The following is a 24,977-nucleotide window of genomic DNA, read 5'->3' on the forward strand; positions in this document are numbered from 1 at the left end:
TAAAAGAGTCATTACCATTATGGTAGTGGCTTTTTTTGTTTTTGCAAAATGCGGACAGATCGGGTAACTACCTTTATAATAGAAATATGGAAAAGGAAGTGAATGTTAAGTGGATGCAAATCGACCGCTTGTCCATAAATTAATAAAATTTAAAGAAGCGAACCCTGTTTCTTTTCATGTTCCAGGACATAAAAATGGTGCGTTATCAGGACTGCCAGACGAGATGCGTTCGGCACTCGCGTATGACTTTACTGAACTTGATGGGCTCGATGATCTTCATCAAGCAGTGGGTGTAATTAAAGAAGCAGAGCAGAAGCTAACTGAACTTTATCAATCAGATAAAAGTTTTTTTCTTATAAACGGGTCGACTGTTGGAAACTTGGCGATGATCTATGCAATATGCACTGAAGGCGAAACGGTCATTGTACAGCGAAATGCACATAAGTCTATTTTTAACGCAATAGAGTTAACAGGTGCAAATGCTGTTTTTATCAGCCCAAAATGGGATAGTGTTTCAAAAACTAGTGGAGCGGTATCAGCGAAACAAGTTGAGAAAGCATTATCAAGTTATCCAGAAGCGAAGGCGGTTATATTAACCTATCCAACGTATTATGGAAAAACGGACACAGACTTGGAAGAAGCGATTCGCCTGTGTCACGAGAAAGAAATCCCCGTACTTGTAGATGAGGCGCACGGCGCACATTTTGTTGTTGGAGAACCATTTCCCAAGTCTGCACTTGAACTCGGTGCAGATGTAGTTGTCCATTCAGCACATAAAACATTACCTGCAATGACGATGGCCTCATATTTACATATACGCTCAAAATTGGTTATCCCAGATAAAATAGCTTATTATTTGCAAATGCTACAGTCTAGCAGTCCTTCCTATCTTCTCATGGCATCCCTTGATGATGCGAGAGCATATGCAGAATCCTATGATAAAGAAGATATTGAAGGCTTTATGATAAAGAGAGAGAGCTTCATGAAAAAACTAAATCAAATCGCTCATTTGGAAATAATTGAAACAGAAGATCCACTAAAGCTGATGCTACGAGTGGATGGATATTCAGGATATGATCTTCAGGCTGCGCTAAATCAGGTTGGTGTGTATGAAGAGCTTGCGGATTTATATCAAATCCTTTTAATGCTGCCATTACTAAAAAAAGAACATACTTATGACTTTGAGGAAGTTAGCGAAAAAATTGAAACAGCTATCAAAAATATGATGTCCTCAAATAAAAAAAATGTTCATTTTCCTGAATTGCCAATATATAACGAGGTAATATCGAAGCCCTCTTATAGAAAGAAAGAACTTGATCAATTACAAAAGATGTGGATTCCTTATAAGGAAGCATTAGGGAAAATAGCTGCTGCTTCACTAATCCCATATCCTCCAGGCATCCCATTACTGTTAGCGGGTGAAAGAATCACAGAGTATCATGTGCAAGACCTTTCAAGACTCCTCGAAATTGGCGCAAGATTTCAAGGCTCAGTCCGAATACAAGAAAAACAAATATTTGTCGTAACTAACGAGGCGGAGGAATAAAATGAAACAGAACGGAACATTTATTACTTTTGAAGGACCTGAGGGGGCTGGTAAAACAACAGTTATTTCAAAAATATATGATTTATTGAAAGCAGAAGGTAGACAAGTTATTCTGACACGCGAACCAGGTGGCATTCAAATTGCTGAAAAGATACGAACCGTTATTCTTGATCCAAATAATACGAAAATGGATGCAAAAACGGAAGCCCTTTTATATGCAGCGGCCAGGCGACAACATCTTGTTGAAAAAGTGATTCCCGCATTAAAAGATGGATGTATTATTTTGTGTGATCGATTTATTGATAGCTCACTTGCTTATCAGGGGTACGCAAGGGGACTCGGGATTGATAATGTTCTGCAGATCAATCAATTCGCGATTGGTGAAACGATGCCGGATCTCACTGTGTTTTTCGATATAAATCCAGAAGAGGGTCTGGCGCGAATTGCACAGAATAATAATCGTGAGCTGAATAGATTAGATAAAGAAAATATTAGTTTTCATGAAAAAGTTTATGAAGGTTATCAAGAATTACTTAAAAGGTACCCGAATAGAATTGTCAAGACGGATGCGAGACTTACGGAAACGGATGTAATAGAGAATGTTTGGAAAATTGTAAGGTCGCAACTGATGTAAGTGATGGATTCATGTTATAATAGAGGGAAAGAGGGAAAAAGGAGAGATGACCGTGAAATTAATAGTAGCAGTTGTTCAGGATCAGGATAGTAACCGTCTATCAGCAGCATTGACCAAAAGCGACTTTAGGGCGACTAAACTTGCGAGTACAGGTGGTTTTTTGAGATCGGGAAATACGACATTCTTAATCGGAACAGACGATAGTCTGGTTGACAAAGCTTTAGAACTTATCCGAGAAAATTGTCGTTCACGTGATCAGATGGTTGCACCAGTTTCCCCAATGGGTGGCAATGCAGATTCTTATATTCCTTATCCTGTTGAAGTGGAAGTTGGAGGAGCAACTGTATTTGTTTTGCCAATTGAACATTTCCATCATTTTTAATCCCAATTGATATCTCATAACATAATGAAAACAGCAAATTACGAGACTTCAACTGTTTCTTTATTTTCTTGTCTCGTAATTTGTTGCTTAAGAAAAATATCGATTCCGTGTGTTCGTGAGTAAACACGGTTTTTTAAACACGGAGGTGTGTTATTTTGCAAAGTGATGAGCAAGATTATATGATTATTAATCGCCAAAAACCTGTCATTGATCGGATTTGCGCATCTTATAAGAATGGTAGAATAGGACATGCTTATTTGTTTGAAGGCGACCATGGGACAGGAAAGAAAGCAACTGCGTTGTTTTTTGCTAAATTGCTTCTGTGTAAAAGCCCTATATTGTTTCATCCATGTGAGACGTGTAGTTCCTGTCGTCGGGTTTCGAATGGTAATCATCCAAACGTGAAAATAACTAAACCTGATGGACAACAAATTAAAAAAGAACAAATAGATGATTTGATTATAGAGATGACAAAAAAAGGTTTTGAACAAGGCAGGAAAATTTATATCGTTTCACGTGCAGACCGGATGAATAATTCATCAGCAAATACGCTATTAAAGTTTCTGGAAGAACCAGAGGGTGACGTTACGGCGATTTTGTTGACTGATTCCTATCAGTCTATATTGCCAACAATTCGGTCTCGTTGCCAGCGTATTTCGTTTCTTCCGCCTTCTCGGGAAATGATGATTTCAAAACTTGTTGAAAAAGGAATAACAACTTCGATGGCAGCTACTGTTACAATGGTAACTGCGGATATAGAGGAAGCGATTGTCATCGCGCAAGATGATGCATTTGCGCTAATGCGAAAAACAGTGTTAAAATTGATTATAGCATCAGAACGAAATGTTCATGAGGCATTGTTGTTCATACAATCGGATTGGTCTCGTCATATAAAAGAAAAAGATGATACAGACCGTGCGCTTGATTTATTGTTATATGCATATCGAGATATTGTTGTATTTAAAGCGGGATTGGATTCACTCCATACGTACCCGGACCAACAAGATTTATTTAAAGGTCTGGCAATGAAAATGACGTATAACGAATTATCCGTCGCAATGGAAGCTATTTTACAGGCGAAGCGACAGATGCATGGCAATATGAATCGAATGCTCCTTATGGAACAACTGGTGCTCAAGATGCAGGAGGGGTTACTCGTTGTATAAAGTAGTAGGTGTCCGCTTTAAAAAAGCGGGTAAAATATATTATTTCGATCCATTGGATTATGAGTTAAACGTTGACGAATATGTAATCGTCGAGACGGCACGTGGCGTCGAATATGGAAAAATAGTTATACCTGTAAGAGAAGTTGGTGAAAATGATGTTGTCCTACCATTGAGAAAAGTTGTTCGTCCTTCTTCAGAAGGCGACAACGAAAAGGTAGATGAAAATAGACATGAAGCCGAAAAAGCTTTTAATATAGGTGCTAATAAAATTTCCGAACATAAATTAGATATGAAGCTCGTTGATGTTGAATTTACTTTTGATCGAAACAAGATCATTTTTTATTTCACAGCTGAAGGCCGGGTTGATTTTCGGAATCTCGTCAAAGACTTGGCATCTATTTTCCGGACGCGTATCGAATTGCGACAAATCGGCGTGAGAGATGAAGCAAAAATGCTTGGTGGGATTGGTCCTTGTGGACGAATGCTGTGCTGTTCAACATTTCTCGGTGATTTTGAACCCGTTTCTATTAAGATGGCGAAAGATCAGAATTTATCATTGAATCCATCAAAAATCTCTGGATTATGTGGGCGTCTCATGTGTTGCTTGAAATATGAGAATGATGAATATGAAGAAGCCAAACAACTAATGCCTGATATTGGCGCGCGTATTGACACACCAGAAGGTCCAGGTAGGGTTGTTGGATTGAATTTATTAGAACGTCTATTACAAGTTCAGTTATCAGATGAAGAACATGTTCTTGAGTATACATTGGAAGAGATTATGGATCCGAAAAATAAGATGGCTCATTTAGTAAAATGATGGAGGTGGAATAGTTGAAAGAAAGGAATTTCCTTGACAGGGTAATGGAGTTTGAACAGCAATTGGACTCCATGAGTATACAATTCCGCGAATTGATAGGGTTCATCGCAGAGATGACAGAAGAGAACCATTCGCTTCAACTTGAAAACCATCATCTAAGAAAACGGCTTGAAGATATGGATAAACAAGATGAAAAAAACTTTCAAGAAGAGCAAGTGGAGAAAAAAACGAATGTGGTTGATGTAGGCGAAGGCGTTGATAACCTAGCACGTCTTTATAATGAAGGGTTTCATGTGTGTAATGTTCATTATGGAAGTATTCGCAAGGGTGAAGATTGCCTGTTCTGTCTATCGTTTTTAAATAAACAAAATGTATGAAACTAGCCGATCCTATTGAAATGTAGGCATCGGCTTTTTCTTTTGGAGGGCGTTGGGTTTGACGGTATTAATAGGTGATGAGCGATTGGATTACTTGCTAGCGGAGAATTTGAGGATTATTCAGAGTCCGTCGGTGTTTTCATTTTCGCTTGATGCGGTATTACTTTCTAGATTCGCTCATGTTCCGGGACGATTGGGCAAAGTTGTTGATCTTTGCGCTGGAAATGGTGCAATTCCACTGTTTCTGAGTGCGCGGACGAAAGCGCAGATTACAGCTGTTGAATTACAAGAGCGACTAGCGGGGATGGCTGAAAGAAGTGTTCAGTATAATAAACTTGAGGCTCAAATTGAGATTGTAAATGATGATGTCATCGGAATTGGTAAAAAAATCGGGTATGATCAATATGATTTGGTCACCTGTAATCCGCCATATTTTCCCGCACATGAAGCAAGTGATAAAAATTTAATCGAACCTATTGCCATTGCGCGCCATGAGATTTATTTAACGCTTGATCAAGCGATAGAATCGGCCAGCAAACTCTTGAAACAAGGTGGGCGCGCGGCATTTGTCCATCGACCTGGTCGTTTACTTGATATAATTACGTCCATGCGTGCGCATCGTATTGAACCGAAACGAATTCAACTTGTCTATTCAAAAGCAGGGAAGGACGCGAATACTTTATTGATTGAAGGAACAAAAGATGGGAAGCCTGATTTGAAAATACTCCCACCACTTTATGTATATGACCAAGAAGGTAACTATACTGAAGAAGTGAGGCGTTTACTATATGGAGAAAATGCCTGAACATCTTTTTTACGTACTTGAATGTAATGACGGTTCGTTCTATGCAGGATATACGAATAACTTAGCGCGTAGAATTCGGTTTCATAATGAAGGAAAAGGCGCAAAATACACAAGAGCGAAACGTCCAGTACGATGTATTTTCCTGGAAGCATTTGAAACGAAAAGTGAGGCAATGCAAGTTGAATATCGGTTTAAACAATTAACTAGGAGTGCGAAAGAACGTTATATTAAAAAGGAGGTTATTTGCAATGAAATCACAAAAAAGCGCTGAAATAAACGGTGGAAAGCTATTTTTAGTGGGTACACCCATTGGTAATCTCGAAGATATAACCATCAGGGCTCTCCGAATATTAAATGAAGTCGATGTGATTGCGGCAGAAGACACACGAAATACGATTAAATTATGTAATCATTTTGAGATAAAAACACCATTAATAAGCTATCATGAACATAATTTAGAATCTGGCGGAGAAAAAATTCTATCGATGCTTTCCAATCAACAATCTATCGCGCTCGTTAGCGATGCCGGAATGCCGTGCATCTCTGATCCGGGGGCAGATATTGCCAGTAAAGCAATTCGCGCAGGATTCGACGTTGTTCCAGTTCCAGGAGCAAACGCTGCAATCAGTGCACTTGTGGCATCAGGACTCTCCCCACAACCCTTTTTGTTTTACGGGTTCCTATCACGCGGTAAAAAGGAACGCCGAGTACAAATAGAGGCGTTAAAAATACGACAGGAAACTATATTACTATATGAAGCACCTCACCGGTTAAAAGAGACTTTGCTCGCATTAAGGGAACAAATTGAGGGGACACGAAATATTGTGTTAGCACGTGAATTGACAAAGCGATTTGAGGAGTTTTTACGTGGAACGCTTGAAGAGGCGATTGATTGGGCACAATCTAATACAATACGTGGAGAATTTTGTATTGTTCTCGAAGGAAACGACGGGACAAGCGTGGAAAGTTCCGAAGCAGCGTGGTGGGAAGGACTCAGCATTTCTGAACATGTCGATGCGTTAATTAACGAAAAAGGGATTAGGTCAAAAGAAGCTATTCGAAATGTGGGAGCAGAACGATCCATGAGTCGTCGGGATGTTTATCAGGCCTATCATGTCGAAAAAGATTAAAAAATCCGAAACGAAGATTCCGTCTCGGATAAACATCTTACTTATTTAAACTCTCTTGAATCTGTGTGACGAGTTGTTCGGCACCTTCAGGGCTTAATATCAAGTTTCCATCAAGGAGACTTAAATTATCATCTGAGACAGTACCGGTGATAGAGCATGTCATATTCGGCATATATTTCTTCAAAATAATCTTATCTTCATCCACGTATATTTCTAGGGCATCTTTTTGTGCGATTCCTAGAGTTCTACGTAATTCGATAGGGATAACTACGCGCCCGAGTTCATCGACCTTTCTTACAATACCAGTAGATTTCATTAGAAGAACTCCTTCCCCAACAGTTAGACTGAATTTGTTATTTGGACAATTCTGCATTTGTTATTGTCTGTCATCAATCATACCAATTCATCCAAATATCGTCAATGGTAAAAGCTTAAATTCAGAGTATTATTTTGGAAAAATTAATATCCTAATAATAATGATTATCAAGACTATGAACTATATTTAATTGATAATATGAACCAAATGATTAACATTGTATCCGTTTAATTATTTCGATAGAATAGAATTACATACAACTTTACTGGAGGAATCTTTGTGGTTAAACAAAAAGAAACGTTTTATATTACAACGCCGATCTATTATCCGAGTGGAAAATTCCATATTGGCACGGCTTATACGACAGTTGCATCTGATGCAATGGCGCGTTATAAAAGACTTCGTGGGTATGATGTTCGCTTTTTAACAGGTATGGACGAACATGGACAGAAAATTCAAGAGGTTGCTGAAGCAGCAGGACTCCCGCCTCAAGAGTTTGTAGATGGAATTGCAGAATCGGCGAAAAAGGTTTGGCGCCTGATGGATATTTCTTATGATGATTTTATCCGAACAACCGATCCACACCATAAAGCAAGCGTTGAAAAGATTTTCCAGAAGTTCTTGGATAACGGTGATATTTATAAAGGTGAGTACGAAGGTTGGCATTGTACACCTTGTGAATCCTATTTTGCGGAAACACAGTTAGAAGATGGGAATTGTCCAGATTGTGGTCGCCCTGTTCAAAGAGTAAAAGAAGAGTCTTATTTCTTTAATATGAAAAAATATGCCGATCGACTATTAGCTTACTATAATGAAAATCTCGAATTTATTGAGCCTGCGTCACGGAAAAATGAAATGATTAATAACTTTATTAAACCGGGTCTTGAAGATTTATCGGTTTCAAGAATGTCATTTGATTGGGGCATAAAAGTTCCAGGAGATCCCAAACATGTTATTTATGTATGGGTTGATGCACTGACAAATTATATTACGAAACTCGGTTATCTTTCTGACGATGATTCGTTATTCAACAAATATTGGCCTGCTGATGTACATGTTGTCGGAAAAGATATCGTTCGATTCCACACAATCTATTGGCCAATCTTTTTAATGGCACTTGATTTACCGTTGCCAAAAAAAGTTTTTGCACATGGATTTATTATGATGAAGGATGGAAAAATGTCGAAATCTAAGGGGAATGTTGTGTATCCCGAGATGCTTGTTGAACGCTATGGGCTAGATGCGACACGTTATTTCCTGCTTCGCGAATTGCCGTTTGGACAAGATGGTGTTTTTTCACCAGAATCATTTGTTGAACGAACAAATTATGATCTTGCGAATGATTTAGGGAATTTGTTAAATCGAACGGTTTCAATGATCAATCAATACTTCGGTGGCACAATTCCAACTGAAGGGTTAATCGCTACGGATTATGATCAGTTATTAACTGACTTTATCACGTCAACTGTAGAAAAGTATGAAGCTTCTATGGAAGAGATGCAATTTAGCAATGTACTTGGCGACTTGTGGGCGCTTGTTTCACGGACGAATAAGTATATTGATGAAACGACCCCGTGGGTCTTGGCAAGAGATGAGAATAAGCGCGGGGAGCTTGCGTCTGTCATGAACCATCTTGTGACTTCATTGCGACATATTGCAGTTTTACTACAACCATTTATGACAAACTCTCCAAAGAAGATTGTTGAGCAACTTGGTCTTCCAGAGGAATCATTGAAATGGGAGACGCTTGGTGATTTCAATCATGTTGGCGCAGGTATAAAAGTTGTTGACAAAGGAGTTCCTATCTTCCCAAGACTTGATGCAGAGGTGGAAATCGAGTTTATTCGCGGGGAAATGGCAATTACAGCTCCAAAAGAAGTGAAAGAGACAAAAAAAGATGATTTTCCAGAAGTGAGTGAAGAAATCACGTTCGAAGATTTCATGAATGTGGATTTGCGCGTTGCTACGGTGACTGCATGTGAAAAAATTCCGAAAACCGATAAATTATTAAAAATACAACTAGATCTTGGATTTGAACAACGTCAAGTTGTATCAGGTATTGCTGAATATTACGAACCAGATGCTTTGATTGGTGAGAAGGTAATTGTGGTTGCCAATTTAAAACCGGTCAAGTTGCGCGGCGAATTATCTCAAGGAATGATCTTGGCAGGGAAATCAGAAGGCGTTCTAAAGCTTGCTACGGTTGATCAGGCACTAGAAAACGGAGCGCCAGTAAAATAAGTTAAGGATATTTTATGGTAAATGACGGCGACTATTTCTATGTGGAAAAGTCGCCGTTTTTTATTTTCTGTTTTAATTGTGACGGGATAATACAATCAATTATAAAAACTGTAATGTAAATGTAATATAAATGAGAAGAAAGAAATATTTCGCTAGACTATGATTATTATTGTTATGAGGAGAGAAAAGTATGTATATAGATACGCATGTGCATTTAAATGCAGATCAATTTGAAGAAGATGTGGCCGAGGTTATTACACGCGCACTCGATGCTGGTGTAACGAAAATGGTCGTCATCGGATTTGATCGGAAAACAATTGAGAAGGCAATGGCGTTAACGGAGCAGTATTCGTTTATATATGCTGTTGTTGGCTGGCATCCAGTTGATGCAATTGATTGTACAGAAGAAGACTTAAAATGGATTGAATCGCTTGCAGCGCATCCTAAGGTTGTTGGAATTGGAGAAACTGGGCTTGATTATCATTGGGATAAGTCTCCAAAGGACATTCAACAAGAAGTCTTCAGAAAGCAAATTCGACTCGCTAAAAAAGTCAATCTGCCAATTATCATTCATAATCGAGATGCGACTGCAGATGTTGTTCGTATTTTGAAAGAAGAAGAGGCGGAAACGACGGGTGGCATTATGCACTGTTTTGGTGGAAGTGTTGAAACGGCAAAAGAATGCATTGCCATGAATTTTATGATTTCACTTGGTGGTCCTGTAACTTTCAAAAATGCAAAAACACCAAAAGAAGTTGCAACAGAAATTCCTTTGGACAAGTTATTAATCGAAACAGATGCACCCTATTTGGCGCCGCATCCATACCGTGGAAAGCGCAACGAGCCAGTGTTTGTAAAGCTGGTAGCAGAAGAAATTGCAAGGTTAAAAGGATTGCCGGTTGAAGTAATAGCAGAAGCAACAACAAAAAACGCATTAAAAGTATTTAATATAGATGAATAAAATGGAAATATAATTTCCATACTTTGCATATAAGGGAATTCCTTATTCTACTAATTTAAGAATCTCTATTGGTTGACATGCAAAATAGTAACCTATATAATCACACAGGTGATAGAGGAGGAGTTTTTTTCATGCTAAGTAAAATTATGAAAAGCCTATTCTTAAAGTCATTGAGGAGTAAACAAATCGCAACTTTTATCATTATTCCAACGATATTTGTTACGGTTGTTTCCTTAGCGCTATTTGAAGGTAATAAAAAATCGGTAACAATAGTTGTTAACGGTGAAACCGAAGAAGTGAAGACATATGCATCAACTGTCGGTAAACTTCTATCTGAAAGTGAATTTAAAGTTTCAGAACATGATAGTGTTAGTCCCTCAATAGAATCCCCAATCGAAAATGGTTTATTGGTTAGGTTGGAACAGGCAAAGAAAGTTGCAATTCAAATTGATCAGAAAGAAGACATATATATATGGACGACGGAAAGCACGGTAGGCGATGTATTAGAAGAAGCTGATATCGCGTTAACTGAGTATGATCAGGTAAGTCCGAGTTTAGATGCACCAGTGAAAGACAATATTTCTGTTGCTAAAGCGTATGACTTTACGTTAATCGATGGAAGTGAAAAGAAAAAGTATTGGTCAACTTCGACTACGGTCGCTGACTTTTTAAAGAGAGAAGATATTCAATTGAACAAGTTTGACCGTTTGGAAGGTCAGAAAGATGACATCATTCAACCAGGTTCAACTGTTGAGATTGTTCGCGTAGAAAAGGTCACCGATGTAGTGGAAGAGTCAGCAGATTTTGCGATTGAAACGCGTAATGACCAAAACTTGCTTAAGGGACACGAAAAAGTTGTCCAAGAAGGAAAAAAAGGAACGGTTACAAGGGAATTTGAAGTCGTCATGGAGAACGGAAAAGAAGTTTCCAGAAAATTGGCGAGCGAAAAAACCATTAAAGAACCAGTGAAAAAGGTTGTCGCAATTGGTACAAAAGTTGTTGTCGCAAGTGCAGCGCCAGCCAAAGCGAGTAGTAACAGTGTGAGTGTATCAAGAAGTAAAACACCAGCTGAACCTACTAGTGGAAAAGAGTTTTATGTATCAGCAACTGCATACACGGCTTATTGTAACGGTTGTTCAGGAATCACAGCGACAGGGATCAATTTAAAAAACAATCCAAATTTAAAAGTGATTGCAGTTGACCCATCTGTTATTCCGTTAGGTTCCAAAGTTTGGGTTGAAGGCTATGGCTATGCGATTGCTGGAGATACCGGTGGGGCTATTAAAGGGAAGAAAATCGATTTACATTTCCCAACAAAAGAAGCTGCCTATAAATTTGGACGAAAACAAGTGAAGATAAAGATTATCGATTAAAGATATCCGCCGTAGGACGTTATCGTGTCCTGCGGCTTATTTTGTCTTTTCTTTTACATCTTCCTGTATGCAAGGTAGAATTATGTGAAGAATGGTATGGAAAGAGGACGGCTTGTGAATATAAAAGAAGTGATTGTTGTCGAAGGAAAATCAGATACTGTTGCTGTTAAAAGAGCAACAGGTGCAGACACGATTGAAACAAATGGCTCCGCAATTAATGAAGATACACTTAGACGCATTGAGCACGCTGTGGAAGTTCGTGGCGTCATCGTGTTTACTGATCCAGATTATCCGGGAAGACGAATTCGCGCGATTATAGAAGAGCGCATTCCAACAGTGAAACATGCATTTCTTGCTAAAAAGAAAACTATTGCAAAGAATGGAAAGGGCCTCGGGATTGAACATGCTTCTGATGAAGATATCCGCGAAGCGATTCAGACCGTCTATACAGTAGAAGAACATACAGTGGCTGATATCTCCTTATTAGACTTAATGGAGGCTAAGCTCATTGGACATCCAAATGCTCGTAGAAGAAGAGGTCGACTGAGCGAGTTACTACAGATTGGTCAAGTGAATGGCAAGGGGTTAAAAAAACGGCTTGAAATGTTTCGAATAAGCAAAGAAAGATTTGAAGCTACCTTGACAGTTCTCGATGAGGAGGAAGAAGAGAAATGATGAAAGATATAGCGACTCCGATGAGGACGAAAGAAATTTTAGAACGACATGGTTTTTCATTTAAAAAAAGTTTGGGGCAGAACTTTTTAATAGATCCTAATGTGTTGGAAAATATAGTCGGTACCGCACAGTTATCTGAACGTACAGGGGTGATTGAGGTTGGTCCAGGTATTGGTGCGCTTACAGAACACTTGGCAAGAGCCGCCAAGAAAGTAGTTGCGTTTGAAATAGATGGGCGCTTGTTGCCTGTACTAGAAGATACAATGTCACCTTATGATAATGTGACCGTAATTCACCAAGATATACTGAAGGTGGATCTCGGGCAAGTAATGGCAGAACAGTTTGCGGAATTTGATGAAGTTGTCGTTGTTGCAAACCTGCCATATTATGTGACAACCCCGATTATCATGAAGTTTTTGCTTGAAAAAGTTCCCGTTACAGGCATGATTATTATGATGCAAAAAGAAGTTGCTGATCGAATTACAGCCAAGCCTGGAACAAAGGCGTATGGTTCATTGTCAATTGCTATTCAATTTTATATGGATGCAGAAGTAGCAATGATTGTTCCGAAAACGGTATTTATGCCCCAACCAAATGTTGAGTCTGCAGTTCTTCGTTTGACTAGAAAAGAAACACCGCCAGCAGAAGTCATTGATGAAAACTTCCTTTTTCGGATTTCGCGAGGCTCTTTTGTGCAACGACGCAAAACAATTTTAAACAACTTACAATCCTCATTGGAAGATGGGAAATTGAAAAAAGATTTAATTGTTGAAGCGCTACAGCGTGCAGATATTGATCCAACAAGACGCGGGGAGACCTTATCGGTCGAAGAATTTGCGTTGTTATCAAATGAACTTTATAACGATTTTTTTGTGGATTCGAAGTAAATTCAATTCGGATAGAGGCTCTTTTTGCCTTGTCGAATAAAAATAATGATTGACAAAGATGTTATGATATTGTTAAAATGATTGAATTAATTGACAGAAATCTTAGAATGTGTTATGCTTTTATGTAGTGAGGTGTTAGCGAAATGCCAAAAACATTAGCGGACATTAAGAATTTATTGGATTCTCATCTTGGGAAACGTTTGCACTTAAAGGTAAACGGCGGACGGAGAAGAACGATTGAAAGAACTGGTGTCTTGAGTGAAACGTACCGAGCAGTATTTGTTGTGGAACTGGACCAGGAAGAAAATGCATTTGAACGAGTCTCTTATAGTTATGCAGATATTTTAACCGATGCGGTTGAAATAACTGTGATGGATGGAACAGATCAAACAGCATTTATCGTCAAATAATTTCAGCACTCATGAATTGACTATTATTTTTAAAAGTTTAAAGCACTTATCAAGCATTCGATTTTAGGATGTCTTTGATAGGTGTTTTTTATTTGGTTAGGTTCATACTACGATTGTCAGCCGAAAAGGAGGAAAACCGAATGGCGAAAAAACGCGGAATAATGTCTGAGCAATTGAAAGTAGAAATTGCGAAAGAGCTTGGATTTTACGATGTTGTTGAGCGAGAAGGTTGGGGCGGCATAAAGGCAAAGGATGCTGGAAATATGGTGAAGCGTGCAATTGAAATGGCTGAGCGTGGCGTTTCTGAAGGCAAAGGATCATCATCGTAACATACCCGAAATCCCAAAGCGGTTGACATGAATGAGGACTGTACCAAAGTTGTCGATTGACAACATTGGTACAGTCCTTTTATAAAAAGTCTGAACTACTTAATGCATTCCTAGCATCGTGTGGTAAAATGGGAAACAAAGACATTCAATACTGGAGGGAGCCCGATGCTGCTCTATGAGAAGGCGCCAGCTAAAATTAATTTAACACTCGATGTTTTACATAAACGCGAGGACGGCTTTCATGAAGTTGAAATGGTAATGACAACAGTCGATTTGGCGGATAGTGTTTGGCTCCGATCCACAGAAGACGGTGTAATAACCATTAAAACGTCCGAGCCTTTCATCCCAAACAATCGAAAAAACTTGGCGTATCAAGCTGCAGAATTAATAAAGCGAGAGTATCAGATTACAAAAGGGGTAGAAATCACGCTGGATAAAAGTATTCCAGTCGCTGCAGGACTTGCTGGCGGCAGTTCTGATGCTGCAGCGACATTGCGAGGGCTAAACAGACTATGGAAGCTTAATCTGGACTTAGATAGGCTTGCAGAGCTGGGTGCTGAAATTGGCTCAGATGTATCGTTTTGTGTTTACGGAGGAACGGCCCTTGCAACGAGCCGGGGAGAAGTTATTCAAAATCTACCTCCCCCTCCAAATTGTTGGGTTATTTTGGCGAAACCTACAATTTCAGTTTCAACAGCAGATATCTATGGGAACTTGAAAATCGACAAATTAGCACATCCCGAAACAGCAGAAATGATCGAAGCACTAAAAACTGCTAATTACGAGTTGATGTGCGAGACGCTTGGCAATGTGTTAGAACCGATAACGATGAATCTTTATCCTGAAGTCGTTACATTAAAAGAGCAAATGAAAAAATTTGGCGCAGATGCGGTGCTCATGAGCGGGAGTGGCCCAACGGTTTTTGGATTGGTCAAACACGAATCAAGAGTACCAAGAATTTACAATGGATTAAAAGGATTTTGCCATGAGGTCTATGCGATACGCATGATTGGAGAACGGCATTCTCTTGATTAAACACGTATGTTTATGATAATGTACCAATAAACATTCGTGCTTGAGGAGTAGGTCATATGAAATGGAAAAGAAGTGAAAGGCTCGTTGATATGACACAGCATTTGCTGGATAGTCCACATGAATTAATTCCACTTACGTTTTTTTCAGAACGCTATCAATCAGCAAAATCATCAATTAGTGAGGATTTAACAATTATTAAAGAAACATTTGAGAAAAAAGGTACTGGGAAGTTGATGACAGTCACCGGTGCAGCAGGCGGTGTAAAGTACATACCGCAAATGGACGGGGCGGATATCCGAAATGTCATGTCTTTACTGATGAGTGAACTCAGTCATTCAGATCGACTGTTACCAGGTGGCTATCTATTTATGGCAGATTTGCTTGGAAATCCACGCCTAATGAATCAAATTGGAAAAGTATTTGCAACGGCATTTGCCGATAAAGACATAGATGTGATTATGACAGTTGCTACAAAAGGGATACCCATCGCAAATGCGATTGCACGACATCTGAATGTTCCTGTTGTCATTGTTCGTCGCGACAGTAAAGTAACAGAAGGGTCGACGGTTAGCATCAACTACGTTTCGGGCTCTGCACGTCGAATACAAACGATGGTATTATCTAAAAGAAGTATGTCTAGCGGACAAAATGTACTTCTAACTGATGATTTTATGAAAGCCGGCGGGACAATGTTGGGCATGAAAAGCCTGGTGGAAGAATTCGATTGTCACCTTGCAGGAATTGCCGTACTTGTTGAAGCAGAACATCACGAGGATGTTCTTGTCGATCATTATCATTCGTTTCTCAAATTATGTGAAGTAAATGAGGGAAATCGTACGATTAAAATAAGTGAAGGTAACTATTTTGAGAAAGGTGGAATTTAATATGAAATACGTAGCAACAGACAAAGCGCCAGCAGCTTTTGGTCCTTATGCACAAGCAGTAAGTGTCAATGGATTTATTTACACATCAGGTCAAATCCCAGTCACAACAGATGGGTTGCTTGTTGAGGGGACGATTGAAGAACAAACACATCAAGTATTTGCAAACTTACGTGCCGTGTTAGAAGAAGCAAATTCTTCATTTGATCGAGTCGTAAAGGCGACCGTTTTTTTAACAAACATGGATCACTTTGTTGCCGTAAATGATATTTACGCGGAATATTTCGGAACTCATACACCTGCGCGTTCTTGCGTACAAGTTGCTAGATTACCTAAAGATGCTCAAATTGAAATTGAAGTCATTGCTTTAGCGGGTAAATAAGAAAAAACAGCTCCATCCAGTTTCTTGTCTGGGTGGAGCTGTTTTTATGTTAAAAAAGACGAAAGTTCAGTTTGAAGAGAAAGCTAAGTGTTTTTGAAAAAACTTTAAACGATTTTCACGTTTTAGAAGGAGTTATCCTTCTTCTGTTGAATAGTGTGTAATGGGACTGTAAATAGAACAAGGGAGTGGGAATGAGATGAAAGTAACAGATGTTAGACTAAGGAGAGTAGACACAGAGGGAAGGATGAGAGCGATTGCATCGATAACTTTTGAAAATGCATTCGTTGTTCATGATATTCGAGTGATTGACGGGAATGATGGGTTATTTGTCGCGATGCCAAGCAAACGCACACCAGATGGTGAATTTCGCGATGTTGCTCATCCGATTAATCCAACGATGCGCCTAACAGTACAGGACGCGGTACTTGCGGCGTATCACTTATCATCTGGGGAAGAAAGTTCAATACTCGAAGAAGCAAATGTTTAACGCTATATTATCCACGAAATAATATAGCGGGGGTTAGTATTGTCCTTTCTAAAAGATTAACTATCTACTAAAAGGTTCATTTTTACGTGCGTCGTCTTTTCAGACGAATCTAGAGATTTCATAATCATTATAGAAAAAAGAGGTTTTGGAAAATCATGGCGATTTCCTTAACCTCTTTTTTTATTGCTTATCGGACGGCCGATTCTGTTAATGAAAAAGACGGAAAATCGAATTTATGAATAAAAAATGACAATCATAAATGGCTTAAATGGAATTGTCAATAGAGGAGGGTTGAAAAAAAGGTGAAATTCAGCTATAGTCAAGAGTGAATAAAGTGGGATTGTTTTCGATTTTTATCCCGAAATATAGAGGGATTCTTTCATACATTCCTTTCAATTTGGAGGCTAGTCTATGTCGAATACATTTGCCATCGTTCTTGCAGCAGGTCAAGGAACACGAATGAAGTCCGATTTGTATAAAGTGCTCCACCCTGTCTGCGGAAAGCCGATGGTTGCACATGTAATAGATAATATAAGAAAACTGGAAGCAGAGCGAATTGTTACGATTGTCGGTCACGGGGCTGACAAAGTTGAGGAAACGCTTGGTACTAAAAGCGAATATGTCTTGCAGGATCAGCAACTAGGAACTGCACATGCCGTTTTACAAGCTGAAAGTGCACTAGGAAATCTCGAAGGGACAACCATCGTTGTTTGTGGAGATACACCACTAATCCGCTCAGAAACAATGGCCTCCCTTATAGCCCACCATAAAGAGAGAGGGGCGAAAGCGACCATTTTAACAGCGCATGCCGATGATCCAACAGGCTACGGACGAATCGTTCGTGCGGATAACGGCGAAGTTCTACGGAACGTCGAACACAAAGACGCAAACGAGGCCGAACAATTAGTAACGGAAATAAATACGGGAACGTATTGTTTTGATAATCAAGCTCTTTTTGAAACATTGAAAAAGGTGACGAACAACAATGCACAGGGAGAGTATTATCTTCCAGATGTTATTGGGATTTTACAAGCTGAGGGTGAACGTGTTTCTGCCCATGTTACTGGTGATTTTAGTGAAACTCTTGGTGTGAATGATCGAGTCGTATTATCGCAAGCAGAAACCGTTATGCGAAAGCGTCTAGCAGAGATGCATATGCGAAACGGTGTCACTATTATCAACCCAGAGAACACGTATATTAGTGTGGATGCTGAAATTGGCCGAGATACGATTATACAACCAGGCACGATGATCGAAGGGGCAACAGTAATTGGTGAAAGATGTACGATTGGTCCGAACAGCCAAATCGTAGATAGCCATATCGGCGACGAAACGAAAATCACTTCTTCTGTCATTGAAGAAAGTACAATTGGTTCAAATACAACAGTTGGTCCATTTGCACATATTCGTCCAGAATCTAATTTGGGTAACCATGTGAGAATTGGTAACTTTGTAGAAATTAAAAAATCAACATTCGGAGACGGCAGTAAATCGGCGCATTTAAGTTATATTGGAGATGCAATTGTTGGTAAAGATGTCAATTTCGGATGTGGCACAATTGTTGTCAATTACGATGGCAAGAAAAAACATACGACAATTGTTGAAGACGATGCGTTTATTGGTTGTAATTCAAATCTAATTTCACCAGTAAAAGTCGGAAAAGGTGCTTACGTTGCTGCCGGTTCGACGATAACAAAAGATATTCCTGAAGACTCACTAGCAATTGCTCGAGCGCGTCAAGAAAACAAAGACGGGTATGTTTCAAAACTAAAACTCAACTAAACGGGGGACCATAATGGCTAATCATTATTCAAATGGCAAACTAAAGATATTTTCTTTGAATTCCAACGAAACGCTTGCACGGGAGGTTTCTGAAGAAATTGGACGTCCACTAGGAAAATGTTCTGTTAAACGATTTAGTGACGGTGAAGTCCATATCAATATTGAAGAAAGTATCCGCGGCTGTGATGTCTTTGTAATCCAATCTACGTCGGACCCCGTCAATGAAAACTTGATGGAACTATTAATCATGATAGATGCATTGAAACGCGCTTCTGCTCGTACAATTAATGTTGTCAATCCATATTACGGTTATGCGCGCCAAGACCGAAAAGCACGTCCGCGTGAGCCAATTACAGCAAAATTAGTAGCAAACTTGCTTGAAACAGCAGGAGCAAATCGAGTCATTGCCATCGATTTACACGCCCCTCAAATTCAAGGGTTCTTCGATATTCCAATTGATCATTTAGTTGCAGAACCGATTTTGACAGAATACTTCGAGCAAAAAGGCTTTAAAAAAGATGAGCTTGTCATTGTCTCACCAGATCATGGCGGCGTAACACGAGCTCGAAAAATGGCAGATCGAATGAAAGCGCCAATTGCGATTATCGACAAACGCCGTCCGCGTCCGAATGTTTCAGAAGTGATGAACATCGTTGGACAAGTGGAAGGTAAAACAGCTATTTTGATTGATGATATAATTGACACAGCTGGTACAATAACAGTAGCAGCAGATGCACTTATAGAAAGTGGTGCAGTTGCAGTCTATGCATGTTGTACGCATCCTGTTTTGTCTGGGCCAGCAATCGAACGTATCGACAACTCGCAAATTAAAGAACTGGTCGTAACTAATTCGATTGAACTTCCTGCACATAAACAATCGCCAAAATTGACACAGCTTTCAATTGCCAAACTTTTGGCAAATGCAATCATTCGTGTCTTTGAAAAGAAATCAGTAAGTATCTTATTTGATTGACAACTAAAGGTGTATGCTGTAACCTATAGAACAGTCTAAAATATACAAGAATAAATTAATATACTAACATATTTGAAAGGTGACTATGTAAAATGAGTACTACAATTCAGTCCGAACTTAGAGTAAAAGGACAACATTCTACAATTACTCAACTAAGAACTGCTGGCTTCGTTCCAGCTACTGTTTATGGCTATAATACGGAGGCAACTTCGATTTCTGTAAATGAGCGTGACCTACTAAAAACATTACGCGTAACTGGGCGTAACGGAGTTATGAAACTTCTAGTTGAAGGCAAAGAAGTAAACGTTGTATTAAACGATTACCAATCTGACGCGTTAAAAGGCACAGTCCTTCACGCAGATTTCCTTGCAATCAATATGACAGAAGAACTTGAAGTTAGTGTTCATATTAATCTTATTGGCGATTCTAAAGGCGAAAAAGAAGGCGGAGTTATTCAACAACCAAACTGGGAGTTGGATATCAAAGTTAAACCGTCTGAAATTCCGGAAACATTCGACCTTGATATTTCAGAACTAGAAATTGGTGACACGCTAACAGTAGCGGATATCCGTGAAAAATCTAAGTTTGAAATTCTAAATGATGATGAATACGCACTTGTTACAATTTCAGCTCCACGTACAGAAGAAGAACTAGAAGCACTTGATGAAGCTACTGAAGATGTAAGTGCAGAGCCTGAAGTAATTGGCGCAGACAAAGACGAAGACTAATAATAAGAAATGGCGTGCGGTTTCCCGCACGCCTCTTTTCTATTTAACGAGAAGTTGATGAGTCGAGTTGTCTTGGTTCATCTACTTGATAATTACTTACTTAATATGACTTGCAAAAAGGAAGAGATTATTGATGAAAATGATTATTGGGTTAGGAAATCCGGGAAAGCAGTATGAAAAAACTCGGCATAATATTGGTTTTCATGTCATCGATGAACTTTCAAAAAGATTAAACTCGCCGCCAATGCAATCAAAGTTTAATGGCATGTATTCGGTTATCCATCACGCGGGTGAAAAAATAATTCTTGTAAAACCGCTTACTTATATGAACTTATCCGGTGAATGTGTCCGACCTTTAATGGACTATTATCAGGTTGAACTTGATCAAATCACAGTAATTTATGATGATTTAGACTTTTCACCTGGTGAAATTCGACTTCGCCAAAAAGGTAGCGCAGGTGGTCACAATGGCATGAAGTCAATCATTTCCCATCTTGGAACCGATAAGTTTAACCGCATTCGCATGGGTATTGGTAGGCCGATAAGTGGCATGAAAGTTTCTGACTATGTACTCTCCTCTTTCCGTAAAGACGAAGAATCGATTATTCGTGAAGCAATCTTAAAAAGTGCGGATGCTTGTGAAGCATGGATTGACGCACCATTTCTGGATGTTATGAATAATTATAATGGTAAATAAAGAATAATACAGTCCTTAACCGCCTATACTTTGAGAAAAGGGAGCAGGTGACAAAGTGACAATTCGTTATCATTGTAGACATTGTGAATCAGAAATTGGTTCACTTCCGTTTGAATCGGCAAAAGAGACATTTCGTTTGTTGGAAAAATTGGATCAAGAAGAAAATGATCAATTTCTAACGGTAAGAAAAGACGGTGCTTTGTCTGTGCGTTGCATATGTGAAGAGTGCGAGCGAACGCTTCAAAGCAATCCGGATTATTATACAGTTACTAAGTGGATTCAATAAGATTTCGCTTTGGCGCCTAAAAGACGACCAGAGCTTTTTCTGATTTATATTCACAGAAGCATATGGGATTTGAATAAAATAAAGTGTTCATACCCCTTTATTATGAAAGTTAGGTGTGTACTATTGGAAGCGCTTGTTAATTTATATTTACAAAACAATGAGATTACGAGTCTTGTAGAAGAACTAAGAAAAGGTGAAGACCGTCAACTGATTGCAGGGCTATCAGGCGGAGCCAAGCCAGTATTTTTTGAATCTCTACAGCGATCTATTGAAAAACCGATTCTCATCATCTCACCAAATCTTTTGCAGGCACAGCGCACGTACGAAGATTTGGTGAAAATGCTTGGGGCTTCTTCCGTTCGTCTTTATCCTGCTGAAGAACTAATCGCGGCTGAACTGTCAGTTTCCAGTTATGAATTACGGGCACAGCGGATTGAGACATTAGACCATATGGCGCGTGTCGGCAGCGGTGTCTATATCACTCCAATTGCTGGTATGAGAAAGCTTTTACCAGATAAAGTTCATTGGTTGAAAGATAGTTTACTAGTTGAAGAAGGCGCGACGCTTGATGTTGAAGCGTCGTTGAATAAGCTCGTGACAATGGGTTATGTGAGACAGCCAATGGTTACAGCTCCAGGCGAGTTCGCACTACGCGGTGGCATTTTGGATTTGTACCCAATCCATATGGATGATCCTGTACGCATCGAATTATTCGACACAGATGTCGATTCGATTCGTACATTTTCTGCTGAAAATCAACGGTCAACTGGAAAATTGGCTTCTCTATCCATTCTTCCTGCTTCAGAATATGTTTGGTCAGAAGATGACCTAAAGATAATGGCAGATAAGCTTGAAGTTGAACTTGCAGAAAGTCTCAAGAAAATGAAAGATGTTGAAGCTAAAGAACGATTACGACAAAATGTTACAGCTGATATCGAGCAATTAAAAGATGGTCGTGCGCCAGAAGAAATGTTGAAATATGCATCATTTTCACCAAATCCACCGACGACATTGGGTACTTACTTCCCACCAGACGGTTTAATCATATTTGATGAAATCGGTCGCATAATGGAAGTGCTAGAATCTCTTGAAGTTGAGGAAGACCAATGGTTTGCCTCATTACTCGAGGAAGGCAAAATTGTGCATTCCGCAAAACTCTCGTTTTCCTTCAATGAAGTAAACAAGCAACTATCTCAAGAAAAAATTTATTTATCACTATTTATTCGAACGATGCCTGGAATTGTTGTAAAGAAAACAATTACAGTTTCTTGTAAACCAATGCAACAATTTCATGGCCAAATGCACTTTTTAAGGAATGAGATGGATCGATGGCGGGAAGGGAACTACCATGTATTCCTCATTGCCGACGGAGACGACCGAATGAAAAAAGTTCAATCCATCTTAAAAGATTACGATATGGAAGCGGATTTTTCGGCGGATACTTCAAGCGGTGCGAGTGTCCAAATCATCAACGGTGATTTGTCTGCGGGATTTGAATTGCCCTTCCATCGGATTGCGGTAGTCACCGATGCTGAATTATTTAAAGGAAAACCAAAACGAAAAGCACGTCCTCAAAAAATGTCGAACGCTGAACGGATAAAAAGTTATTCTGAGATTAAACCAGGCGACTATATCGTCCATGCTCACCACGGCATCGGGCGGTATAAAAAACTTGAAACACTTGAAGTCGCCGGTATCTATAAAGACTATCTATACATTGAATATCGCGGAACGGATAAGTTGTACGTCCCAACAGATCAAATCGATCTCATTCAAAGATACATTGCTTCTGGTGAAAGGGAGCCAGCTCTTCATAAACTTGGCGGAGCAGCATGGAAACGTACGAAGAGTAAAGTCTCCGCAGCCGTCAAAGACATTGCGGACGACCTTATAAAACTCTATGCTAAGCGGGAGTCAGAAGAAGGCCATGCGTTTCCAAAAGATGATGATTTACAGCGGTCATTTGAAAATGCTTTCCCCTATGATGAAACAGAAGATCAACTTCGTTCTATTACAGAAATTAAACAAGATATGGAAAGACTTCGACCAATGGATCGGTTACTCTGTGGGGATGTTGGCTATGGGAAAACTGAAGTTGCTATTCGAGCCGCATTCAAGGCTGTTTTAGACGGAAAACAAGTAGCATTTCTTGTTCCAACAACGATTCTTGCACAACAACATTATGAAACAATGAAGGAAAGATTTTCAGGATTTCCAGTAGAAATCTCCTTGATGAACCGGTTTCGGACCAAAAAAGAACAAACAGCTACCTTGAAAGGTTTAAAAGCAGGAACTGTTGATATTGTCGTGGGAACTCATCGGTTGCTCTCAAAGGATGTCGTTTATCATGATCTGGGTCTTCTTGTTGTAGACGAGGAGCAAAGATTTGGCGTAACACATAAGGAGCGTTTAAAGCAGCTTAAAACAAACGTAGACGTTCTGACGCTGACTGCAACACCAATTCCACGTACTCTTCATATGTCAATGCTTGGTGTTAGAGATTTATCTGTCATTGAAACACCTCCCGCAAACCGCTTTCCTGTCCAGACGTATGTCATGGAACATAATTTTTCGCTTATACGAGAAGCGATTGAACGCGAAATGGGGCGCGGCGGACAGGTCTTTTACTTATATAATCGCGTGGAAGACATGACGAAAAAAGTTGAAGAGATTAAACAACTTGTACCTGAGGCGCGTGTAGGGTTTGCCAATGGTCAAATGGGAGAATCGGCACTCGAGTCGACAATTTTGAGCTTTCTAGAAGGTGAATATGATGTTCTAGTGACGACGACAATAATTGAAACTGGTATTGATATACCTAACGTCAATACACTCATTGTTCACGATGCTGATCGAATGGGCTTATCGCAACTTTATCAACTACGTGGTCGTGTAGGTCGTTCAAATCGAGTGGCGTATGGCTATTTTCTCTACAAACGGGACAAAGTATTAACGGAAGTAGCAGAAAATCGGTTACAAGCAATTAAAGAGTTTACTGAACTAGGTTCTGGTTTTAAAATTGCCATGCGTGATTTATCAATCCGCGGAGCAGGTAATTTACTCGGTTCTCAGCAACATGGCTTTATTGATTCAGTTGGTTTCGATCTTTACTCGCAAATGCTACAAGAAGCGATTGAAGAGAAGCAGACGGGTGTTGTTAAATCAGAAATTCCCGATGTTGAAATTTCACTCCAAGTGAATGCTTACATTCCAGACGATTATATACATGACGGATTCCAAAAAATCCAAATGTATAAACGTGTAAAAGCAGTAGAAAGTGAAGAAGATTACGCTGAGCTTGTCGATGAAATGATTGACCGTTTCGGTGACTTGCCTTTAGAAGTGGACCTACTTCTTCGCATCTCGCGCATGAAGGTCTGGGCGAGGGCATCTGGTGTCGAATCGATTAAAAAACAGGGTAAAAAGATTACGATTACCTTGTCTGCCGAAGAGACGGCTACAATAGAAGGTGCAAAATTATTTGCAGACTTGCAGAAGTTTGGTCGCGCTATCGGATATTCAATGGAAGCCGAACAACTACTGTTAACGGTTAACGAACAGCATACAGGTAAGCAAACTGGGTTTGATGTTTTAGAGTCTTTGATGGAATTACTACCTGTTGCAAAAAGAAAAACAGCCACTTTAAAATCCGTCTAAAGGAAACTTTGCATATT

Annotated in this window: 27 protein-coding genes; 26 read left to right on the top strand and 1 reads right to left on the bottom strand. The window is 39.4% G+C overall.

The window, feature by feature from the left end; all coding sequences use genetic code 11:
* The first annotated feature begins 109 nt into the window (after nt 1-109).
* The 9 genes from AC25Y1_RS17610 (at nt 110) to rsmI (ending at nt 6,860) form a co-directional block, all read left to right on the top strand.
* Complete coding sequence (locus AC25Y1_RS17610; RefSeq protein WP_488149312.1) at nt 110-1,546, top strand: aminotransferase class I/II-fold pyridoxal phosphate-dependent enzyme; 1,437 nt, start codon at nt 110-112, stop codon at nt 1,544-1,546.
* Between the two features lies 1 nt (nt 1,547).
* Nucleotides 1,548-2,180, top strand: coding sequence for a dTMP kinase (gene tmk, locus AC25Y1_RS17615; RefSeq protein WP_488149313.1), 633 nt, complete (start codon nt 1,548-1,550; stop codon nt 2,178-2,180).
* A 52-nt stretch (nt 2,181-2,232) separates the two neighbouring features.
* Nucleotides 2,233-2,562, top strand: a complete 330-nt coding sequence (locus AC25Y1_RS17620) for a cyclic-di-AMP receptor (RefSeq protein ID WP_488149314.1) — start codon at nt 2,233-2,235, stop codon at nt 2,560-2,562.
* Between the two features lie 155 nt (nt 2,563-2,717).
* Nucleotides 2,718-3,728 carry a DNA polymerase III subunit delta' gene (gene holB / locus AC25Y1_RS17625; protein ID WP_488149315.1) on the top strand — a complete coding sequence of 337 codons (1,011 nt, stop codon included), beginning with the start codon at nt 2,718-2,720 and terminating at the stop codon, nt 3,726-3,728.
* Nucleotides 3,721-4,548: a PSP1 domain-containing protein gene (locus AC25Y1_RS17630; RefSeq protein WP_488149316.1), complete on the top strand. Its 828-nt coding sequence runs from the start codon at nt 3,721-3,723 to the stop codon at nt 4,546-4,548. Before holB ends, AC25Y1_RS17630 begins: the two co-directional genes overlap by 8 nt.
* A gap of 14 nt (nt 4,549-4,562) precedes the next feature.
* Nucleotides 4,563-4,925: a DNA replication initiation control protein YabA gene (gene yabA / locus AC25Y1_RS17635; protein ID WP_488149317.1), complete on the top strand. Its 363-nt coding sequence runs from the start codon at nt 4,563-4,565 to the stop codon at nt 4,923-4,925.
* Between the two features lie 58 nt (nt 4,926-4,983).
* The gene (locus tag AC25Y1_RS17640; protein ID WP_488149318.1) at nt 4,984-5,730 is read left to right on the top strand and encodes a tRNA1(Val) (adenine(37)-N6)-methyltransferase; all 747 of its coding nucleotides are present in this window, start codon (nt 4,984-4,986) and stop codon (nt 5,728-5,730) included.
* Nucleotides 5,714-6,001: a GIY-YIG nuclease family protein gene (locus AC25Y1_RS17645; RefSeq protein ID WP_488149319.1), complete on the top strand. Its 288-nt coding sequence runs from the start codon at nt 5,714-5,716 to the stop codon at nt 5,999-6,001. The genes AC25Y1_RS17640 and AC25Y1_RS17645 overlap by 17 nt, the downstream gene beginning before the upstream one ends.
* On the top strand, nt 5,979-6,860 hold the full coding sequence (rsmI, locus tag AC25Y1_RS17650) for a 16S rRNA (cytidine(1402)-2'-O)-methyltransferase (RefSeq protein WP_488149320.1): 882 nt from the start codon (nt 5,979-5,981) through the stop codon (nt 6,858-6,860). The genes AC25Y1_RS17645 and rsmI overlap by 23 nt, the downstream gene beginning before the upstream one ends.
* A gap of 37 nt (nt 6,861-6,897) precedes the next feature.
* Here the strand turns inward: rsmI and abrB are convergent, their stop codons facing one another.
* Nucleotides 6,898-7,176, bottom strand: coding sequence for a transition state genes transcriptional regulator AbrB (abrB, locus tag AC25Y1_RS17655; RefSeq protein WP_488149321.1), 279 nt, complete (start codon nt 7,174-7,176; stop codon nt 6,898-6,900).
* 279 nt (nt 7,177-7,455) lie between these two features.
* On the opposite strand from abrB, the gene metG reads away from it, so the two are divergent.
* The 17 genes from metG to mfd all read left to right on the top strand — a co-directional run bounded on the left by metG (nt 7,456) and on the right by mfd (nt 24,960).
* On the top strand, nt 7,456-9,417 hold the full coding sequence (gene metG, locus AC25Y1_RS17660; RefSeq protein WP_488149322.1) for a methionine--tRNA ligase: 1,962 nt from the start codon (nt 7,456-7,458) through the stop codon (nt 9,415-9,417).
* A gap of 190 nt (nt 9,418-9,607) precedes the next feature.
* Nucleotides 9,608-10,378, top strand: a complete 771-nt coding sequence (locus AC25Y1_RS17665) for a TatD family hydrolase (protein WP_488149323.1) — start codon at nt 9,608-9,610, stop codon at nt 10,376-10,378.
* Between the two features lie 131 nt (nt 10,379-10,509).
* A complete protein-coding gene (locus AC25Y1_RS17670) occupies nt 10,510-11,751 on the top strand; it encodes a ubiquitin-like domain-containing protein (RefSeq protein WP_488149324.1) in 1,242 nt (413 codons plus the stop codon).
* Between the two features lie 114 nt (nt 11,752-11,865).
* Nucleotides 11,866-12,426: a ribonuclease M5 gene (gene rnmV, locus AC25Y1_RS17675; RefSeq protein ID WP_488149360.1), complete on the top strand. Its 561-nt coding sequence runs from the start codon at nt 11,866-11,868 to the stop codon at nt 12,424-12,426.
* A complete protein-coding gene (gene rsmA / locus AC25Y1_RS17680; RefSeq protein WP_488149325.1) occupies nt 12,423-13,313 on the top strand; it encodes a 16S rRNA (adenine(1518)-N(6)/adenine(1519)-N(6))-dimethyltransferase RsmA in 891 nt (296 codons plus the stop codon). Before rnmV ends, rsmA begins: the two co-directional genes overlap by 4 nt.
* Nucleotides 13,314-13,456: 143 nt before the next feature.
* A complete protein-coding gene (gene veg, locus AC25Y1_RS17685; protein ID WP_488149326.1) occupies nt 13,457-13,723 on the top strand; it encodes a biofilm formation stimulator Veg in 267 nt (88 codons plus the stop codon).
* A 140-nt stretch (nt 13,724-13,863) separates the two neighbouring features.
* Nucleotides 13,864-14,052 (top strand): small, acid-soluble spore protein, alpha/beta type, encoded by a 189-nt coding sequence (locus AC25Y1_RS17690; protein ID WP_488149327.1) that lies wholly within the window; start codon nt 13,864-13,866, stop codon nt 14,050-14,052.
* A 168-nt stretch (nt 14,053-14,220) separates the two neighbouring features.
* A complete protein-coding gene (ispE, locus tag AC25Y1_RS17695; RefSeq protein ID WP_488149361.1) occupies nt 14,221-15,087 on the top strand; it encodes a 4-(cytidine 5'-diphospho)-2-C-methyl-D-erythritol kinase in 867 nt (288 codons plus the stop codon).
* Nucleotides 15,088-15,143: 56 nt separating this feature from the next.
* Nucleotides 15,144-15,971 (top strand): pur operon repressor, encoded by an 828-nt coding sequence (purR, locus tag AC25Y1_RS17700; RefSeq protein WP_488149328.1) that lies wholly within the window; start codon nt 15,144-15,146, stop codon nt 15,969-15,971.
* A gap of 1 nt (nt 15,972) precedes the next feature.
* Entirely contained in the window at nt 15,973-16,350 is a 378-nt protein-coding gene (locus AC25Y1_RS17705; protein ID WP_488149329.1) for a RidA family protein, read from the top strand.
* Nucleotides 16,351-16,546: 196 nt separating this feature from the next.
* Nucleotides 16,547-16,837 carry a septation regulator SpoVG gene (spoVG, locus tag AC25Y1_RS17710; protein WP_488149330.1) on the top strand — a complete coding sequence of 97 codons (291 nt, stop codon included), beginning with the start codon at nt 16,547-16,549 and terminating at the stop codon, nt 16,835-16,837.
* A gap of 411 nt (nt 16,838-17,248) precedes the next feature.
* Entirely contained in the window at nt 17,249-18,619 is a 1,371-nt protein-coding gene (glmU, locus tag AC25Y1_RS17715) for a bifunctional UDP-N-acetylglucosamine diphosphorylase/glucosamine-1-phosphate N-acetyltransferase GlmU (RefSeq protein WP_488149331.1), read from the top strand.
* 13 nt (nt 18,620-18,632) lie between these two features.
* Nucleotides 18,633-19,592 (top strand): ribose-phosphate diphosphokinase, encoded by a 960-nt coding sequence (locus tag AC25Y1_RS17720; RefSeq protein ID WP_488149332.1) that lies wholly within the window; start codon nt 18,633-18,635, stop codon nt 19,590-19,592.
* A gap of 92 nt (nt 19,593-19,684) precedes the next feature.
* Complete coding sequence (locus tag AC25Y1_RS17725; protein WP_488149333.1) at nt 19,685-20,320, top strand: 50S ribosomal protein L25/general stress protein Ctc; 636 nt, start codon at nt 19,685-19,687, stop codon at nt 20,318-20,320.
* Between the two features lie 133 nt (nt 20,321-20,453).
* Nucleotides 20,454-21,017: an aminoacyl-tRNA hydrolase gene (gene pth / locus AC25Y1_RS17730; RefSeq protein WP_488149334.1), complete on the top strand. Its 564-nt coding sequence runs from the start codon at nt 20,454-20,456 to the stop codon at nt 21,015-21,017.
* 55 nt (nt 21,018-21,072) lie between these two features.
* Nucleotides 21,073-21,303 carry an anti-sigma-F factor Fin gene (locus AC25Y1_RS17735; RefSeq protein WP_488149335.1) on the top strand — a complete coding sequence of 77 codons (231 nt, stop codon included), beginning with the start codon at nt 21,073-21,075 and terminating at the stop codon, nt 21,301-21,303.
* A 123-nt stretch (nt 21,304-21,426) separates the two neighbouring features.
* Nucleotides 21,427-24,960, top strand: a complete 3,534-nt coding sequence (gene mfd / locus AC25Y1_RS17740) for a transcription-repair coupling factor (RefSeq protein WP_488149336.1) — start codon at nt 21,427-21,429, stop codon at nt 24,958-24,960.
* Nucleotides 24,961-24,977 lie beyond the last annotated feature (17 nt).

The organism is Sporosarcina sp. Y1009 (assembly GCF_057669865.1).

What these genes read in the sequence shown, in the direction of transcription:
- tmk (WP_488149313.1), top strand. Translation starts at nt 1,548, where the DNA reads ATGAAACAGAACGGAACATTTATTACTTTTGAAGGACCTGAGGGGGCT.
- AC25Y1_RS17645 (WP_488149319.1), top strand. Translation starts at nt 5,714, where the DNA reads ATGGAGAAAATGCCTGAACATCTTTTTTACGTACTTGAATGTAATGAC.
- rsmI (WP_488149320.1), top strand. Translation starts at nt 5,979, where the DNA reads ATGAAATCACAAAAAAGCGCTGAAATAAACGGTGGAAAGCTATTTTTA.
- abrB (WP_488149321.1), bottom strand. Translation starts at nt 7,176, where the DNA reads ATGAAATCTACTGGTATTGTAAGAAAGGTCGATGAACTCGGGCGCGTA.
- AC25Y1_RS17665 (WP_488149323.1), top strand. Translation starts at nt 9,608, where the DNA reads ATGTATATAGATACGCATGTGCATTTAAATGCAGATCAATTTGAAGAA.
- AC25Y1_RS17670 (WP_488149324.1), top strand. Translation starts at nt 10,510, where the DNA reads ATGCTAAGTAAAATTATGAAAAGCCTATTCTTAAAGTCATTGAGGAGT.
- rsmA (WP_488149325.1), top strand. Translation starts at nt 12,423, where the DNA reads ATGATGAAAGATATAGCGACTCCGATGAGGACGAAAGAAATTTTAGAA.
- veg (WP_488149326.1), top strand. Translation starts at nt 13,457, where the DNA reads ATGCCAAAAACATTAGCGGACATTAAGAATTTATTGGATTCTCATCTT.
- AC25Y1_RS17690 (WP_488149327.1), top strand. Translation starts at nt 13,864, where the DNA reads ATGGCGAAAAAACGCGGAATAATGTCTGAGCAATTGAAAGTAGAAATT.
- purR (WP_488149328.1), top strand. Translation starts at nt 15,144, where the DNA reads ATGAAATGGAAAAGAAGTGAAAGGCTCGTTGATATGACACAGCATTTG.
- AC25Y1_RS17705 (WP_488149329.1), top strand. Translation starts at nt 15,973, where the DNA reads ATGAAATACGTAGCAACAGACAAAGCGCCAGCAGCTTTTGGTCCTTAT.
- spoVG (WP_488149330.1), top strand. Translation starts at nt 16,547, where the DNA reads ATGAAAGTAACAGATGTTAGACTAAGGAGAGTAGACACAGAGGGAAGG.
- glmU (WP_488149331.1), top strand. Translation starts at nt 17,249, where the DNA reads ATGTCGAATACATTTGCCATCGTTCTTGCAGCAGGTCAAGGAACACGA.
- AC25Y1_RS17720 (WP_488149332.1), top strand. Translation starts at nt 18,633, where the DNA reads ATGGCTAATCATTATTCAAATGGCAAACTAAAGATATTTTCTTTGAAT.
- AC25Y1_RS17725 (WP_488149333.1), top strand. Translation starts at nt 19,685, where the DNA reads ATGAGTACTACAATTCAGTCCGAACTTAGAGTAAAAGGACAACATTCT.
- pth (WP_488149334.1), top strand. Translation starts at nt 20,454, where the DNA reads ATGAAAATGATTATTGGGTTAGGAAATCCGGGAAAGCAGTATGAAAAA.